Genomic DNA, 16,448 nt, shown 5'->3' on the forward strand with positions numbered 1-16,448 from the left:
AAGTTAACTATGGTTAAAATTAATTTATTGAAAACCTCACTGACATATTCAGTACTTTTTACTTTGTTATCCTTTGGAGCAATAGGTGATGCTTTTGCTAAATCTGATTGTATGGAAATGAAATGGCGAAGAGGTAAGCCATTCGATTATTATGCAGCAGAGACGCGGCAAAGCACAGGGACTTATCGAGGCGGTTTACTATATTTGGTAGAGTCTGCACATTTCCCTAGAAAAGTTAGGCGTCTTACCGAAGGAAACACGGGTAAACAACCTGGTGATTTATTATTTGTTTTAGGTTCAATTCCCAATCACCCTGCAGCCTTAGACGCGTATGCTAGGTATGAATATCAATGGGAGAATTCTCGCTCATTTAAGGCCAACCTAAATACAGGTGCACCTAAATATGAGGCAGGTTGCTTTTTCGAACGAGCAGCTAAAATTTACCCTGGTCAAGCTTCAACATATTTAACGTGGGGAATTTATCATTACCGTCGTGGTGAACACCAAAGCGCATTAGAAAAGTTTTTGGAAGCTGACAAACTATCACCAGGTTCAGCAGAAACAAAATATAATGTTGGGCTAGCGTATGCTGAAGTAAATGATATTGCTAATGCAAAAAAATATGCTGAGGCGGCTTACAAATTAGGTTACCCCTTACCGGGTCTAAAAATGAAAATTGCAGAGCTAGAAAAAGCTAAAAATAACTAGGAGTTTAGGGTGTCTAAGAAGCTGATGTTGTCTGGCGGTTGCCTACGCCCGAATGGGTTTGAGTTAGGGGAAGGTAAATATTATGGAAAAGCCAGTTTAGTATTATTAGATTTAGAATCTGGTGAGTTTTCTCAACTTCTAACGAAAACCGAAGGTGGTGAGAACTATCCTGATGAGCATCCAAATTTACAATTTACAGCAGGATGTGTTGATGGGGATAAATTATGGTTACCCACTGATACAGAGGTTCACTGTTACCAGTTACCTGAATTAACGCTTTTATCTGTTTATTCTCACCCTTGTTTTCATAACATTCATTCTGTGCATGTGTTAGATGGTGATCTCGTGGTTACCTCTACAGGTTTAGATAATGTCGTGGTTATGGATATAACCAATGGTGAAATTAAGTCAATTTTAAATACGGAAGGTAAAGACCCTTGGCACCGATTTGATAAAAATGTTGACTACAGGCTAGTACATTCCACAAGGCCCCATGATAGTCATCCTAATTTTGTTTTTAAAATCGGGCATGATCTCTGGGCAACGCGCTGTCCTCAAGAAGACGCTGTTAATTTAAATAAGCCTACTGAGATTATCGATATCAGTTTAGGTGGCGAAGTAAGCGTTCATGATGGCATATGGTGGGATAATAAGATCGTGTTTACACGGGTCGATGGTTATCTTGTTTTTAGTGACCCAAAATCGAAAAAGACACTGGATACTTTTGACCCATTCGGTGGTGCACTAAATCGTCCAATGGGATGGTGCCGTGGATTGCATATTGATGGCGATATTTTTTACATAGGTTACTCTAAATTACGAAAAACTAATTTGAAATCTAAAATTAAGTTTTTAACCAAAGGTAATTTTAAATATTCGTCCGGTAATAATTCGCTAATCGTTGCTTTGAATATCCGAACTAAAAAAGTTGAAAAAATTTACTCAACCCCAGAAGGCTTAATAGACGCAATCTACGGTATTTTGCCGTTCAATTATGACTGAGCAAGTAAAGACCAATACACTTTTTAGTATCATCTGGTCAATTCTTTCTAAATGGGGCTCCAAGCTCATTGGTATGGTAAGTACATTTGTACTTGCCAGGCTTCTTACACCTGCTGATTTCGGAATAATAGCGATGGCCACTATCGTCGTTGCATTGTTGGAATCACTAACCCAAGCAGGGTTAAATCTCTATATTTTAAGATATAAAGAACATGATAATCGTGTTTTTAACGCAGCTTGGACTGTAGGCATAATTCAATCTTTTGTCATTGCCGTACCATTGGTTGTACTTGCCCCTTTTATCGCTGATTTCTATAGCCAGCCAGTATTAACCGATGTGATTTATTGTTTAGCTTTAGTTCGAGTGATTCAGGGGTTGAATAATTTCGGGATTATCATTGCGCAAAAGGAAATGAACTTTAAGGTCGATTTTGTTCTGACCATTTGGACGCGGTTAAGTTACCTTGCGGCTACTATCGGCTTTGCTTGGTATTTGCAGAGTTTTTGGGCATTAGTCATTGGTCAATTAGTGTCGTCAATTATTGGCTGTTTATTAAGTTACTTTATACACCCTTTTAGACCTAAGCTGAGTTTGTATAACTGGCAGGATATGCTCAAATATTCTAAAGCTACTGTACCACTTAGTATCGCTAGGTATATTAACAACCAAGCTGATGTCGCTATCGTCGGTCGCGTCGCTTCCGCTCAATTCTTAGGTGTTTATCACATTGCGGTAAATCTCGCGGGGCTATTCACAAAAGAGCTTTTGATGCCTGTAATCCGCGGGTTGATTCCTAATTTATCGGTGTTGAGAGAAAGTGCAAACTTTAAAGATATTTTATTGATTACGTTTGCAGCTGCGGTGTATGTCTTTTTGCCCGTTGGGATAGGTTTATCCCTTGTGGCAGAAGAGTTTGTCCCTGTTTTTTTAGGGGACAAGTGGCTCGCCGCCATTCCCATGCTTCAATGGTTTAGCTTATACGCTATGATTGGCGGTATAATGATGTTTTTTAGTGAACAATTTTTGGTCATGATGGAGAAGGAAGTTGTTTCTAACCGTTTGATGTGGGCCCGAAATGTTATTTTAATCACCACTATTCTAATTACACTTGTGTATTTAGATGTTTCTCATTTGCCTAAAATGTTGTTTTTCAGCGTACTTTTGGCGCTGCCAATGGTTTTAGTGAGCATTAGTCGTGAATTAGAGATATCGTTGCAACGTATTTTAGGTAGTTGGTGGCCTGCTTTAACTGGTGCAGTTGTCATGTTTGTTGTATTGACGTTTTTCCCACAACTCCATTGGCCCTTGTTTTTTGTTTTACTGCTGAAAGTCGCCATTGGAGGGATTTGTTATTTGGCCACCATCATATTGCTTTTTGTGGTGCGGGGAAGACCAGAAAATACTCTTGAAAGCCTAGTAATAAATAAAGCTTTTGGTTATAAATAAATTTGTTTTGTACTTAGAAAGGATAAATCAGCGTGCAATTAGCCGATTGGTATCAGATAACCGATAACAGCGAGTTAAAGCTGTTTGTTCATCATCATAAACAGACAAGTGCTTACACTTCTGAAGAAGGAAGCATAATTGTTCATGGTTATGTACTGCTAAACGGACGTCGAGTAGAGCCGAAATCGGTGCAAGATGCATATCTTACGAGTGCTTCATTAACTGATTTTTATCAACAACTATCAGGTCAGTTTTGGATAGTGATTAGTAGAAAGGGCTTGCCTGCAATTGTTTTGACTGACCATCTAGCCACTAAGCCTTGTTTTTACTATCAGTCGGGAAACCAGCTTTTTATTAGTGATTCGTTGCGTGCAATAAAGGCTATCGACACTGTAACATTACAGATAAGCAAACAAGCTTTATATAACTATATCTATTTTCACTGTATTCCAGCACCGAAAACCGTTTACCAAGGCGCATTTAAAATGGAACCGGGTAAAGCGGTATATTTTGGAGTGGATGGTGTCGTAAATAGTGAATTACTTTATTGCCCTGAGTTTGCCTCACAAATTGACGATCCTAACGGTGCTTTAAAAACATGTTTAAGTACTATTGAAACCGCAGTTGAGTCTCATTCTAGCGACAATGTAGGGGCTTTTTTAAGTGGTGGATTGGATAGTTCCACAGTGGCTGGAATGTTGGCAAAAATTCAGGGTAGAAAAGAACAGCCTGAAAAAGCCAAAACCTTTTCCATAGGTTTTGAAGTGCCCGGATACGACGAAACTGAATATGCTCTTATCACGGCTAAACACTTCGACACAGATCATGAGGTATTGTATTTAAAACCGGAAGAAGCAGCTAAAGAATTTGTTAAAGTTGCCCAATATTTTGATGAGCCATTTGGTAACTCCTCGGCGATGGCTGCATATTTTTGTGCAACATTTGCAAAAAACCAAGGAATTGATGTTTTGTTGGCGGGAGACGGTGGTGATGAGTTCTTTGCCGGAAACGAGCGCTATGCAAAACAAAAAGTATTTGAACACTATACTAAGTTGCCAACATGGTTAGCGAATAGTTTGGATGCCTTATTGAATAACGGGGTAACCCGTAAATTACCGTTATTTAAGAAAGTAGCAAGTTATATTGCCCAGGCAAAAGTGGCTTTACCAGGTCGGCTACAAACTCATAATTTTGTGAATCAATTAGGTAATGACGCTATTTTTACTCGGGGAATTCTTGACGAAGTCGATGTTGAACAACCTGCGCAACAATTAATGAGTCGTTTTAAAGATTGTAAAAGTGAGCACCCAGTTGATGGTATGTTATATCTAGATTGGAAGTTTACCCTTGCTGATAATGACTTGGTTAAAGTTAATAAAATGTGTGAGCTTGCTGGTGTTGAAGTACGTTATCCATTGATAGATAAAAATATAGTCGATTTCAGTTGCACTATTCCTGCAGATCTTAAATTACCTGGAAATAAATTACGCGACTTTTATAAAAAGACCTGTAAAGGGTTTCTACCCGATGAAACACTTAATAAAAGCAAACATGGTTTCGGTTTGCCCTTTGGTGTTTGGATGAATGAAAACCAAACATTAAAAGATTTGACCATAAACGCACTAAACAGTTTTAAAAAACGAAATATTGTTAAACAAAGTCTAGTGGAGCAGGCTCTGGAGTCCCATGGGAGCGTCCACGCCGGTTACTTTGGCGAGCTGATTTGGATCATGGTGGTGTTAGAGTTGTGGTTGCAAAAAGAAGCTGAGGATTTTCGTGCATAGTATTTTAGGGGCGGTAAACAAATTAATTGGTGGTAACAAGCTCAGTATTTTGATCTATCATCAGGTTTTAGAACAGTTCGATCCAATGCGTCCCTATGAAGTTACCGCTGATATTTTTAATTGGCATATGCAACTGATATCCAAGCACTTTTCGCCTATTAGTTTATCTGAAGCCGCTGACCACATAAAAAACAATACTCTGCCTAAACGAGCCATATGTGTCACTTTCGATGATGGATATTTGAATAACCTCACTGTTGCCCAGCCTATTTTAGCAAAGTACAAAATTCCAGCTACTGTTTATGTAGCCACAGCCTTTACTGAAGGCGCAGATATGTGGAATGACAGGGTGTTGGATTTATTTAAAGACGCTAACTTAACTAGTTTAATTATTGAGAATAAATCGGTGCTGTTAGGTGATTGGGATAATCGTAATCGATTAGCTGAAGAGCAATTGATGCGGCTAAAGTACCTGTCGATTGAAGAGCGTCTTGCCGGTGTTCAACAACTTTATGATGACAACAACTTACCAGATCCAACTCCTCGGATGATGAATGCACAGCAAATCAAACAACTTTCTGAGACTGGTGTTGAAATTGGTGGACATACAGTTAACCATCCTATCCTCAAAGTACTTTCTAAAGAGCTACAGTTTGAAGAAATAAATCGCTGTAAAGCACAGTTAGAGGGATGGACTGGTAAAGCTGTAAAACATTTTGCTTATCCTAATGGCTCCTATGGCAAAGACTTAACCGATGAAACTGTACAGCTAGTTAAAGACGCGGGCTATGAAACCGCTGTAGTGACAGATTGGGGGACATCAAGTTATGGGGACGACTTACACCGATTAAAGCGCTTTACTCCTTGGGATACCTCACCACTTAAGTTTCATGCGCGGTTACTCAAGTCGAGATTATAATAAATAAAATGTTGAATAAAAATTATGGATAATTCCCCTCAGTTAAAAAAAATTGAAATAGTTAACTTTCTTTTTGTTGTTATTGCTGTGATTGCATATGCAGCATTTGCAACTAATTTCACTTTTGATTTTTTCCAGCCGCAATTTCTATGGCGGGCCTATAACTTTTATACATTGGCAATTATTGATGGTCGCTTAGATATACCTGCTTTTAGTATTGGACAAGAAGGTAATTACATCGATTCGAAAGTCTACATGTATTACGGGATGCTTCCCACGTTGCCTAGGCTTATACTGAGCCCCTTTATTGACCTTCAGTCCACACCACTTTCTACCTTGGTAGTTTTTCTGTTTTCGACGTTTGGGCAGGTGATTTTACATTTTAGTATATGGAAACGATTTGTTAAGTTTGGTGATTTTTCAATTACCAATCTGATTATGGTGTTTGGACTTTTATGTGTTCTTTGGTTCGGTTCAGGCACATTTATTATTTTACAGAATTCAGTGATATACCATGAGCCCTACGCTGCAGCATTGTGTTTGAGTAACATATTTTTAGGTTTATTAATCAAAGACAACTTTTTTATAGATTCACAAAAAAACTATAGTTTTGTAAAGTATGCAGTGGTTGCTGGCTTATGTGTTCATACTCGAATGCCAACTGCGTTAGCCTTGTATAGTGTAACTTGCTTCTTAATGCTAATTTGTATTTTAAGAACGATGCAAAGTGAGGGAGTGAAACAAAATTATATACTAAATATTGTAACTACCGCTTTCCGTAATCATACAGTTTCGCTCTTGATAATGTTTGCTTTTGGTCTAAGTGTATTGCTAATAAACTACTTGAAGTTTGGTGATGCCATAGAGTTCATGGGTCACAATTATGGTTACAACTTTTTAGAAGGGTTCACGGAGAGGCGTTGTCCAGTTCTGCCTGTAGGGGAGTTTGCTAAGGCTTTCAGAATCATTCCAAATCTCTATGTTTATTTTACCGCCGACATGGAAACCTATAAATATTTAAGGTTGAATTTAGAAACGGGTTTCGGAAGAATTGAAGATCCGGTTGTTCCGATTTATCAGTTGTGGTCACTATCTTGTCTTTGTTATTTGATTGTTTTAGTGCAAGGGATTGTAAAAAGTAGAAAAGGTAACCCTTTATTACTGATCGGAATACTTTTATTGAGTTCGATTGGCGCATTTTTCCAATTAACCTATCCAACTATTGCTCACCGTTATATTACAGAGTTTTGGCCACCTTTGGCCCTAGCAACCATTATAGTGGTCTATGTCAATGCAATCGAAGGGAAACGTTACAATAAAGGTGTTCTAGCGCTTATGGCGTTTTTAGGCGCTTTCGGCATACTAAATATGTTGAATCTAAGCCTGACTAATCGTTATTACTTGGAAGATGGTCCTGTGTTTAATCATAATGATTATCACTATTCTGACTCAGATAATGCGTTCTTATCTGAATTAACAGAGGATAAAATTGAACAGTTCATGATTCAATATCACAAAGATAAAGAAGCAGCATGTGCGAAGTATTTAGTTGAAGGAGCACAATAAATGTTAATTCACTCAATTAACTTTTCATGGGCGTTAATTTGATGACCCAATATTTACCTAAAATTTCTGTTGTAACAGCTGTATATAACGGTGAAAAATATGTTGAACACTGCATAAAAAGTATTGTTGAACAAACATATAGTAATATTGAATATGTATTTATTGATGGGGGATCTTCTGACAATACGCTAAATATTGCTAACAAATACGCCGATAAAATAGATATTTTAGTCTCTGAACCTGATAACGGTATCTCTGATGCAATGAACAAAGGCATCAAAGCCTGTACCGGTGACTACATTATCGTTATTCACTCAGATGATTACCTTTATGAGCCTGAAACAATTAGTCGATTGGTTTCTCAAATGGAAGAGTCTGATGATGTAGTGCTATGCAATGTTAAATATGGCAGAAATAACTCTACATTAATTGCTCGTCCTTTAAGTTGGAAAACTAATTTCAAAGGTGTTCACCATCAGGGCTCTGTGTGTAAGCGAGCTTTGTTTGAAAAATACGGACATTTTGATGAAACTTTTAAAATTTGCATGGATTACGATTTCTTTCTCAGAATTTATAGAAAAGGAATACGCTCTAAAACAGTCAATATCACTTTGTCTTTTATGCGAGATACAGGAGTTAGCTCCCAACAAGATTGGCAGTCTTTAAAAGCCCGATTCGATGAAGAGAGGAGGGTACAGGCCACTAACCCATCAACCCTACTAAATACGTTTATTCATAAATTATATTGGCTTGTTTATCTTCCGTATAGACGACTCAAATATTTAATTAACTAATTGTTTAGTAATTTGTTTATTGAATATCAGTCACAAAGAGTGTTGAAGCTTAGTGAAAAATTAGCCTGAGGTAATCTCTACATATTTAGATTCGTATAATTTTGCTATGGTTTCTAGACTAAATTTATTTTTAGCGTTGAGGCTTAATTTTTCAGGCGACTTTTGTGCACTTAAATCAAGTTTTGAAACACCATCCCAAATAAAACCACCTTCTGTTGCTAATATCAACTCTTCAGGAGCACCTCCTGCGAGGGTGATAACTGGGGTTCCACAGGACAAGGATTCAACAATTGTTTTACCAAAACCCTCTTGAATAGAACACATTAAAAAGTAATCAGCGATGTTGTAGAGTTTAGCTAAGGAGGGCTCATCTTGAAATCCAACAAGTTGAATATTCTCAACATCTAAACCACTGGTTAATGTTTCAGCGTTTTGTCCAAAAATAATAAAATAGAACTCATCTGAATGTAATTTGATAAATTCACGCACGAAGCCCGGACCTTTATAGGTATCCATTACATCTTGAGCCCCAGTAAGTATAATTTTTTTGGTGGTTTTAATATTAAACTTCTTTTTTAAACTCTCTATAGCAGCGATATCATTTATGACAGTAAATTCGGAAACATCTACTGAATTATAAATAGTATCAATTGATGAGTTATTTAAAATGGTGCTAGATAAAGCTTCAGTCTTTAGCCAATCAGATATGGCTATGAATTGGATATTCTTAAAAGCTAATTGTTTTTTTAAAAGAAGGGAGTTAGAAATATCTGTCTCTGAATTCGATTTTAACTTCGGGCAATACCCACACACTTTTTTATAACCGATACAGTCCAGGGAGTAATGGCATCCTCCCGTAAACGGCCACATGTCCCTTAACGTCCAAACTAGCTTCGTTTGAGTTTTTAAGTACCCTATAAAATCAATATTTATTGAGTAATTTACCCAGTGTAAATTGACTATATCGTAGTCACTAAAGTTAATATGTTTGAAACAATTAAACGGGTCTTTGCCGACACTGAATATTTCATCACTTTTGTCATTATATCGACTTAGGTCAAGGGTGTTTTTTTTACGATTTATCGAATATTTAACTTTATCAAGAAAACTCAATTCTATTAAATTTTCTATGTTCTCTAGAGTGTTGTTATTACCGCATAGGTGAGATTCTACGCCAATATCAAGTAAACCTTTATGTAAGCGCAAAGCTCCTTTTGAGGCTCCGCCAGACAACTTTCCAGATGTTAAGTGGAGTACTTTCACCGGGAGTTGCCTTGCAACACCTCTACAACGTCTGCCCACATATGTTTATTGATATCTTTCTGCTTTTCGAAATTGGTTTTAACAATATTTCGTTTTAAAAGATTTTGATTTTCATCCGCAAGAATATTGATTAATGAAGATAGCTCTTTTTCCCCATGTTGCTCTGAAATTAAAAACTCGCTTAATCCAAAATCACTTAACAATTCAGCATATTTATGAGACCAGCCTATAGATATAACGGGTACATCGTTGGATAAGGCTGCAACTAAACCATGAAATCTTGAACCTACAACAAATTGCATAGTGCTTAACATTGATTTCAATTCCCAAGGATCATCGATTTGAAGCACTTGAATTTCATCTGCTCTTTCTAATAGCGCTTTTTGGGCAACCTTAATATCTTCTCCAGCTTGGTCGTGAATAACAAAAATCGGGTCTAAGCCTTTATCAATACAAGTATCAATAGTCATATTTAAATACTGAACGTAGTTTTCTTTCCAGAACTCACTTCCTTGATCTAGCATTCGCATATTAGGGATTATTGCTACTTTATTGCTTACTATCTGACTTTCGCTACTATTTGCTTTTACAAATAGCGTTATATCAGGCGCTTTTTTTACTACATCTGTGTTATTGGTTATTTCTAAAAGATGTTTAAATGAGGAGGAGTCTCTAGCATAAATTAAATTTGCGTTATTAATGATTTTTTCAATTGCATTGATTATTTGAGGTTGAGTAAAAGTTCCAAATGCTTGTGGAAGCATAACGACCTTCTTACCTTTTTGGCGATAATAACCAGCTAGCTTAGCGAAGTCTTCGCTTGGTTTATAACCCCATTGGTCTGTGTACGCAAAACCCGCAACATCAATTACTCCATCAATCTTATTTAAAGTAAATACATCCTTAAACAAGAATGGAAAAGCTGACGCCACAGCAGCTATGATTCGCTGTATAAAAAGACCAATAGTAAATCGTTTAGAGCCCATCCACCCGCGTTTAAATAAAAGTTTTTTTAAGTTTAGGGAGTCTAATTGCTGGTCGTTGCCAACACATCCATCGACAACAAAAGTAACATTGGGAATTCGTTGCTCTAGCTGTTTTATGCATGTGACGAGCATCTTCATCGCGCCTTTATTTTGAAATTGGCCACCGTGAATTTCGAAAATCATTTTGGACATCTTAGTTATACTTCCTTAATTGACTTAGAGACTTTTTATGAGAAAAGGGGACTTTCTCGTTTTTGTCGGGATAGCCAACAGCTATACACATGATAACTCTTTCGTCTCCATCTAGGTCAAGGGCCTTGCTCATTTGCTTTTCCCGCTCTGGTACATCTGGCCAATTTATAGCACAGCTACTCAATCCTAAAGTTTCTAGAGCAAATAAAAAAGACATACTTGCTAAGGATGCATCAATATATATCACGTGTCTGTCACGTTCATCAAAATAAGCACGCAGTTGACCAATCACGGCAATAAATACAGGAAAGTTATGACTGAACCCTGCGGTACCACCGGGAATGTTAGATACTTCTTGAACTAAGGATGGGTCGTCAAAAATATGAAACCTAAAAGGTTGACGGTTACAAGCACTTGGTGATTGCGAAGAAGCCAAAATCGCTTGATCAATAAGCTCTCTAGGCACAGCTCTATCCTCAAACCATCGAACAGAGCGTCTTCTAAGGCTTAGATTTTCAAATTGCTCGAAACTAGGGATATCGTTGGAAAAGTCTCTAACATATGGAATCTTGTCAGTAATTTTGAGATTTTTGGTCTTAATGGTAACGTCAAATAAACGTTTTGCTTCATCAATGACGGGATCATTTTTCACGGCTAAAAAATAGGTCATTAGGACATCGCAAAACCAGTTGAGTTCATCAGCCTCCGTCTCAGGGTTTTCAGTAACAACTTTGTGCAAGAAGTCGACAGTTTCGGTTATATAGTCTTTTGCAAATATGGGTCTACGTGGTTTCATTATAAGACCCTTCTCAATCCGGTGCACATTTCGGCGAAGTAGGGTTAATCCTGCAGTGCCATGTCTTATATCATTGGCATACCGCTTTTTTCCATGCAAAACCGAGTAATGTTCTCTGTCAAATGCGCGAGAGAATAAAAAATAATAAGTAGTAGAAAGAAACATGTTTTTACTACATTGGAAAGCAATGGCTTCTTTTAATTCCCCAAGTTTCGTAAATATAGACTGTATTAAAGTAATTATTGGACGGGGCAAAATACTCTTGATCAACTTTAAACTCATTACAGTCCTACTTTTTTTTATTGATGAGGCTTAAACAATGCTTTGGAAATACGAAAGGCGCGCATGTCATGATAATGGCTATTTTAACTGTTTTTTTAGTGAAAAAGAATGAAAACCAACTTGCTATAGCAAGTGATATGATTGTCGCCCAAGCGGCCCCAATCCCTCCGTATTGAGGTATTAGTATTAGGTTTAGAAGAATATTGACTATAGCGCCAGTTCCTTGAGTCACTAATGAGAAGTACAAAAGATCTTCGATGATTAACCACTTACTCAATAGTGCTCTCATATAGACAAAAACACCCCCCCAAACATGAACAGCTAGAATTGATGCTGACGCATCATACTCTGTCCCGTACAGTATTTTTATAAGGTAAGTAGCTATTAAGGTAACAACAATCGCAACGCTAATGCCCAACCAGCACAAACCGCCAAGAAATATCGCTAAGGTTTTGTTATATGCAGTGAAGCTTGCTTGTTTACGCTCAATTAGGAATGGGAAAAATGCTGTAACAATGGCAACAGGAAGAAAGTAAGACATCTCTGAAAAGCGAACCGCTACTGAGTAAATCCCCACTTCAGATTTTGTTGCGATTGTGCCAAGCATAACCTGATCTATTTTCATATATAAAGCTGCTGCGAGCCCAGAAAAAATTAACCACCAGCATTTTTTAATTATTTGTTTTCCGTAGGCATAGGAAGGCTGCCATTTAAAATGACATTGGTAAATCTTCGCCAACAAATAATAAAGTAGGTAGCCAACTATTAACTCAGTGGCTTGAACTAGCAAAAGCAAGTTTAATGATTCAAACTTTATGACTACTGTGACTTTTAAAATACTAAACAGTAGTAAGGTTAAAACTCTTGTAATTGCTACTGGGCGATTGTTTTTCTTCGACTCAAACCAGAAATTAAAAATATCGAATGCGGAGAAGGTATAAGAAAAAAGTAGTAAAACGAATAGCACAAGGTAACGTTCATCAATCCAGTTGAATAAGACCGCTGAGGCTACACCAACTATAAATGTGAATATCGAAGCTAATAATCGAATCGATAATGCAGTAGATAGTATTTCATTGGTTTTATCGGTAAGACTAACCAATTCTTTGGTTAAAACTGAGTTTAAACCGAATTGCATAAGCGGGAGGAAAATATAGACGGCTGATATTAGAAAACTAAACACTCCAAAATACTCTGGCCCTAAGTATCTAGCCAGAAATATACTAGTGATTAATCCAATGGGTAAACTAATTAACTTTTCAATAATTAGCCAATTAGCATTATAAAAATAAGTTGTTAGCTTCATGCTGAAAAGTGAGTTAAGTGATTCAAAATTAGTGGATTCTCTCTAGTTTTTTTTGCAAACGTTTTGCTAAATACAGCCAGTCATACTTTTTACTATTTTGCCTAACAGATGAAGATGGCATATCTAGTGCTTTTTCTAGATCACTGGCATAAATATTCATATCAAAGGATGATTCGTAACCAGACGATATATTACGTACCGTTTTATTCATTGGTGTGTAAATGTAATTTGCTTCACATCCTTCATATTCCATTAATTTGCTTGGAAAACAATACTTCGTAAATTCATCATGTCGATTTGGAATTAACATTATATCAGCAGAATTAATGAGCAACGGTATTTGAGTCATTGCCATTTTCCCTAAAAATAAAACATTGCTTCGGTCTACGAACTCTGGGACTGAGGAATTACTTGCTACTACGAATAAGCAGTTCTCAAATTTAGGTGATTTAAATAAATACTCAAGATTGCTATTTACTCTTTGATCAAGAGAGCCTGCAAAACCTATGACTTTAGCGTCTAATGGTATATTTAGTTGTTGTCTAGATAAAACTTTATCCATTTTAGTGAAAATTGTAGGGTCGTAACCATTTATATTTACGTGTCTTTTAGTTGTTTTATTTTTATCTAATTTTGCCAGTTCTGCTGTTACATAGATGCAAAGCATCGCTGATTTCCTAATGTACTTATCAACTAAAGTTATTGGAAAAAGTAACTTGGGATAGTACGTATCGTAATTATCCAATACTTCATAAATAATTTTTTTCTTGAATATATTTAGAAATATCATGGAAATAAATGCGACTATTGGACCATTAGTAAACCAATAAATATCAGGTTTTTGATCACCTAAAAATATTTTTAATAGACTTCGGCTTTTGAATAGTTTTAAAGGATGAGCACTTAATACACATAATTTTTTATCGTCAGAAATGTAGCATTTTGTACTTTTATAGTTAATTAATAGCAATTTAACGTCTACACCTAGTGCAGAGAATGCTTCTTGTATTTTATAACTGCGATATTGGCTATTTTGAGAAATATCCATATTAGATGAAAAGCAATTTCCAACTAAAAGTATGCGCTTATATTTATTAGCCATTAACTAAATTACCTTAAATTGAATACATCCACATTTTTATGGTAAACAGTAAGTTCGATAAGTGTTCCATGCATTTAAATAGTTTGTTAATCATCTACTTTGTCGCTATTTATTGAGCTAATAAATTTATCTGCAACATGTTCTACTAAATAATTTTCATTAGCGAATTTTCGTGCGTTTTGAATAATGTTAGCAACGTCGTCTTGGTGAAATAATACATTTTCTATGGCTTTGGCTAAATCTTCTGCATTATTTGGTTCACACAGCCAACCTGTTTTACCTGGCTGAACGGCATCAGGTATACCGCCACTTTTAGTACCAATAACTGCGCATTCAGCAAGCATCGCCTCTACAAAAGTGAGACCTTGAGCTTCTATCCAACCTGAAGAACTTTGTTTAGATGGGCCAATAAAAACATCAGAAGATTTGAAGTAAGTGTATATTTGGTTGCTATCAACCCATCCTTCAAACTGAACATGTTGAGTTAATTGATGCTCGTCAACTAAGTCTAAGAATTTTTGTTTATCATGTCCTTCGCCAGCGACTATCAGGCGTATATCCAAACCTTTATCGACTAATAGTTTAGTCGCTAAAATAGCGTCTCCAACGCCCTTTTCTTCACTCAACCTACCTACGAACAAAACTAATTTTTGTTTTGGTGATTGACGTAACTTAGCTTGAAGCTTTTTGACATCTTCGATTTCGATTGGAGGTAAAGGTAATATCCCTGTAGGCAATCGGAATAATTTATCGTTAATATTCGGCGCTAAATCTAGTACTTTCTGTTCAGTTACGCTGCTATTTACACTTACGTAATTTGCTTGTTTAATCGCGAACGTTTTTACTTTTTTCATTATGCCGCTATTTAAAGCAAAAACGTCACCGCCATGCACAGTAGCTACATGTTTAGTGCGAGTTAAAATAGCAACAATAGAGCATAAAAAGCTCTGAGGGACTAGCCAATGTGAATTGATAACTTCCGGTCGCCAGAGCAAGGTTTGCACTAAGATACTTAACCATTCAAACATCAATAAGAAAGGAAGTTTATATTTATTAGTGGAATTCTTTTCTAAATTACCTAAAGCACCACCTTGGTAACAAACTGTCTGAGCTGATTGGGGAAGTAAGTATTGAAAACGTCTAATTTCTACGTTATCTAAAGTTTCTTTTTTTAAAGCGCCTTCGAAATGTGGAGCGATCACTCTTACCTGATGACCTTTTTCAACCAACTGTTTCGCAAAGTTATGTACAAAAGGTGTTGTACTATCCCCTTTCCATCTGGGGTAGTTCGAGCTAACGACTAATATTTTCACTTTTTATCTTTCGTTTGATCGTTAATTTCGAGCTCAAGACGTCTAACTTTTTCCAAAGTTTGCTCAACCAATTGTCGATTAAAGTTTATGAGATCAGCTAACAACGCAATTAAGAACGTTATAAAACCTAAAATGGTTAAAGCACCACCTAAAATTAACGATTGGATGTGTCCGCTACCATCACCGGTAAAATAAAAGTACAAAAAGCGAATGATCGGAATTATACCTAATACGGATAAGGTGACCGCTATAATAAAAAACACCTTTAATGGCTGATACATGGTGTACATACGTACAATAGTCGTCAACTGTCGCTCGATAAACTTGGGGATACTGGTAAATAAGCGGGACTCGCGAGTTTTTTCGTTCGTATCAACAGGAACAGATGTTACGGCCATATGTTTTTTGCCAGCTTGAATCAGCGCTTCAATGGTATAACTAAATGGTGAAACAATATTAAGTTGTAAGGCTGCTTCGCGGCTATATGCGCGAAAACCACTGACGGCATCGGGGACATCTACGCCTGAGAGCTGTCTAACCACAAAACTTCCTAGGCGCTGAAGGAATTTTTTGAAACCAGAAAAATGATCGATTTGCCCTGTACGACGATCACCCACTACAACATCTGATGTTCCATCTAGTATAGGCTGAATTAATTTGGGAATATCCCAACCTGCATATTGATTATCACCGTCGGTGTTAACAATAATATCTGCCCCTCGCTTAAGACATTCATCGATACCTTTGCGAAATGTTCGAGCCAAACCTCTGTTATTTTTATTAATAACGATGTGATCTACGCCAAGTTCTTTAGCAACTTCGATGGTTCGATCTTTGGAACCATCATCAATTATCATGATTTCTACCTGATCAACCCCTTCAATTGTTTTAGGAATATCGTGAAAAGTTGCAGGTAAAGTGTGCTCTTCGTTGTAGCAGGGAATTTGTACTATTAGTTTCAAAGTTTATTCCTAATACTAATTATTGT

General features: G+C 36.7%; 14 protein-coding genes. 7 read left to right on the forward strand and 7 right to left on the reverse strand.

What is annotated here, in order from left to right; translation table 11 throughout:
* The first annotated feature begins 9 nt into the window (after positions 1–9).
* From ABJV04_RS07440 to ABJV04_RS07470, 7 genes are read left to right on the forward strand one after another with little or no spacing between them, the layout of a single operon-like run.
* Positions 10–708, forward strand: coding sequence for a hypothetical protein (locus ABJV04_RS07440; protein WP_348490759.1), 699 nt, complete (start codon positions 10–12; stop codon positions 706–708).
* A 9-nt stretch (positions 709–717) separates the two neighbouring features.
* Positions 718–1,710: a hypothetical protein gene (locus tag ABJV04_RS07445; protein ID WP_348490760.1), complete on the forward strand. Its 993-nt coding sequence runs from the start codon at positions 718–720 to the stop codon at positions 1,708–1,710.
* A complete protein-coding gene (locus ABJV04_RS07450; protein WP_348490762.1) occupies positions 1,703–3,157 on the forward strand; it encodes an oligosaccharide flippase family protein in 1,455 nt (484 codons plus the stop codon). Before ABJV04_RS07445 ends, ABJV04_RS07450 begins: the two co-directional genes overlap by 8 nt.
* Before the next feature lie 32 nt (positions 3,158–3,189).
* Entirely contained in the window at positions 3,190–4,941 is a 1,752-nt protein-coding gene (locus ABJV04_RS07455; protein ID WP_348490764.1) for an asparagine synthase C-terminal domain-containing protein, read from the forward strand.
* On the forward strand, positions 4,934–5,860 hold the full coding sequence (locus ABJV04_RS07460) for a polysaccharide deacetylase family protein (RefSeq protein ID WP_348490765.1): 927 nt from the start codon (positions 4,934–4,936) through the stop codon (positions 5,858–5,860). Before ABJV04_RS07455 ends, ABJV04_RS07460 begins: the two co-directional genes overlap by 8 nt.
* A 24-nt stretch (positions 5,861–5,884) precedes the next feature.
* Positions 5,885–7,426 carry a hypothetical protein gene (locus tag ABJV04_RS07465; RefSeq protein WP_348490766.1) on the forward strand — a complete coding sequence of 514 codons (1,542 nt, stop codon included), beginning with the start codon at positions 5,885–5,887 and terminating at the stop codon, positions 7,424–7,426.
* 41 nt (positions 7,427–7,467) lie between these two features.
* Positions 7,468–8,220 carry a glycosyltransferase family 2 protein gene (locus tag ABJV04_RS07470; protein ID WP_348490768.1) on the forward strand — a complete coding sequence of 251 codons (753 nt, stop codon included), beginning with the start codon at positions 7,468–7,470 and terminating at the stop codon, positions 8,218–8,220.
* Positions 8,221–8,280: 60 nt separating this feature from the next.
* On the opposite strand, the gene ABJV04_RS07475 is transcribed toward ABJV04_RS07470, so the two are convergent.
* The 7 genes from ABJV04_RS07475 to ABJV04_RS07505 all read right to left on the reverse strand — a co-directional run bounded on the left by ABJV04_RS07475 (position 8,281) and on the right by ABJV04_RS07505 (position 16,422).
* Complete coding sequence (locus ABJV04_RS07475) at positions 8,281–9,453, reverse strand: glycosyltransferase (protein WP_348490769.1); 1,173 nt, start codon at positions 9,451–9,453, stop codon at positions 8,281–8,283.
* 26 nt (positions 9,454–9,479) lie between these two features.
* Positions 9,480–10,661 carry a polysaccharide pyruvyl transferase family protein gene (locus tag ABJV04_RS07480; protein WP_348490770.1) on the reverse strand — a complete coding sequence of 394 codons (1,182 nt, stop codon included), beginning with the start codon at positions 10,659–10,661 and terminating at the stop codon, positions 9,480–9,482.
* 1 nt (position 10,662) lies between these two features.
* The gene (locus ABJV04_RS07485; protein WP_348490772.1) at positions 10,663–11,457 is read right to left on the reverse strand and encodes a nitroreductase family protein; all 795 of its coding nucleotides are present in this window, start codon (positions 11,455–11,457) and stop codon (positions 10,663–10,665) included.
* A gap of 289 nt (positions 11,458–11,746) precedes the next feature.
* On the reverse strand, positions 11,747–13,045 hold the full coding sequence (locus ABJV04_RS07490) for a flippase (protein WP_348490773.1): 1,299 nt from the start codon (positions 13,043–13,045) through the stop codon (positions 11,747–11,749).
* 28 nt (positions 13,046–13,073) lie between these two features.
* A complete protein-coding gene (locus ABJV04_RS07495; protein WP_348490774.1) occupies positions 13,074–14,147 on the reverse strand; it encodes a hypothetical protein in 1,074 nt (357 codons plus the stop codon).
* Positions 14,148–14,233: 86 nt separating this feature from the next.
* Positions 14,234–15,460, reverse strand: coding sequence for a glycosyltransferase family 4 protein (locus ABJV04_RS07500; protein WP_348490776.1), 1,227 nt, complete (start codon positions 15,458–15,460; stop codon positions 14,234–14,236).
* Positions 15,457–16,422: a glycosyltransferase family 2 protein gene (locus ABJV04_RS07505; RefSeq protein ID WP_348490778.1), complete on the reverse strand. Its 966-nt coding sequence runs from the start codon at positions 16,420–16,422 to the stop codon at positions 15,457–15,459. Before ABJV04_RS07505 ends, ABJV04_RS07500 begins: the two co-directional genes overlap by 4 nt.
* Between the last annotated feature and the right edge of the window lie 26 nt (positions 16,423–16,448).

It is taken from the genome of Aliiglaciecola sp., from assembly GCF_039982535.1.
Lineage (GTDB): Bacteria > Pseudomonadota > Gammaproteobacteria > Enterobacterales > Alteromonadaceae > Aliiglaciecola.

Bases quoted from the DNA above. Each gene is read 5' to 3' on its own strand.
- ABJV04_RS07440 (WP_348490759.1), top strand. From the start codon at position 10: ATGGTTAAAATTAATTTATTGAAAACCTCACTGACATATTCAGTACTT.
- ABJV04_RS07450 (WP_348490762.1), top strand. From the start codon at position 1,703: ATGACTGAGCAAGTAAAGACCAATACACTTTTTAGTATCATCTGGTCA.
- ABJV04_RS07465 (WP_348490766.1), top strand. From the start codon at position 5,885: ATGGATAATTCCCCTCAGTTAAAAAAAATTGAAATAGTTAACTTTCTT.
- ABJV04_RS07470 (WP_348490768.1), top strand. From the start codon at position 7,468: ATGACCCAATATTTACCTAAAATTTCTGTTGTAACAGCTGTATATAAC.
- ABJV04_RS07480 (WP_348490770.1), bottom strand. From the start codon at position 10,661: ATGTCCAAAATGATTTTCGAAATTCACGGTGGCCAATTTCAAAATAAA.
- ABJV04_RS07485 (WP_348490772.1), bottom strand. From the start codon at position 11,457: ATGAAACCACGTAGACCCATATTTGCAAAAGACTATATAACCGAAACT.
- ABJV04_RS07490 (WP_348490773.1), bottom strand. From the start codon at position 13,045: ATGAAGCTAACAACTTATTTTTATAATGCTAATTGGCTAATTATTGAA.
- ABJV04_RS07495 (WP_348490774.1), bottom strand. From the start codon at position 14,147: ATGGCTAATAAATATAAGCGCATACTTTTAGTTGGAAATTGCTTTTCA.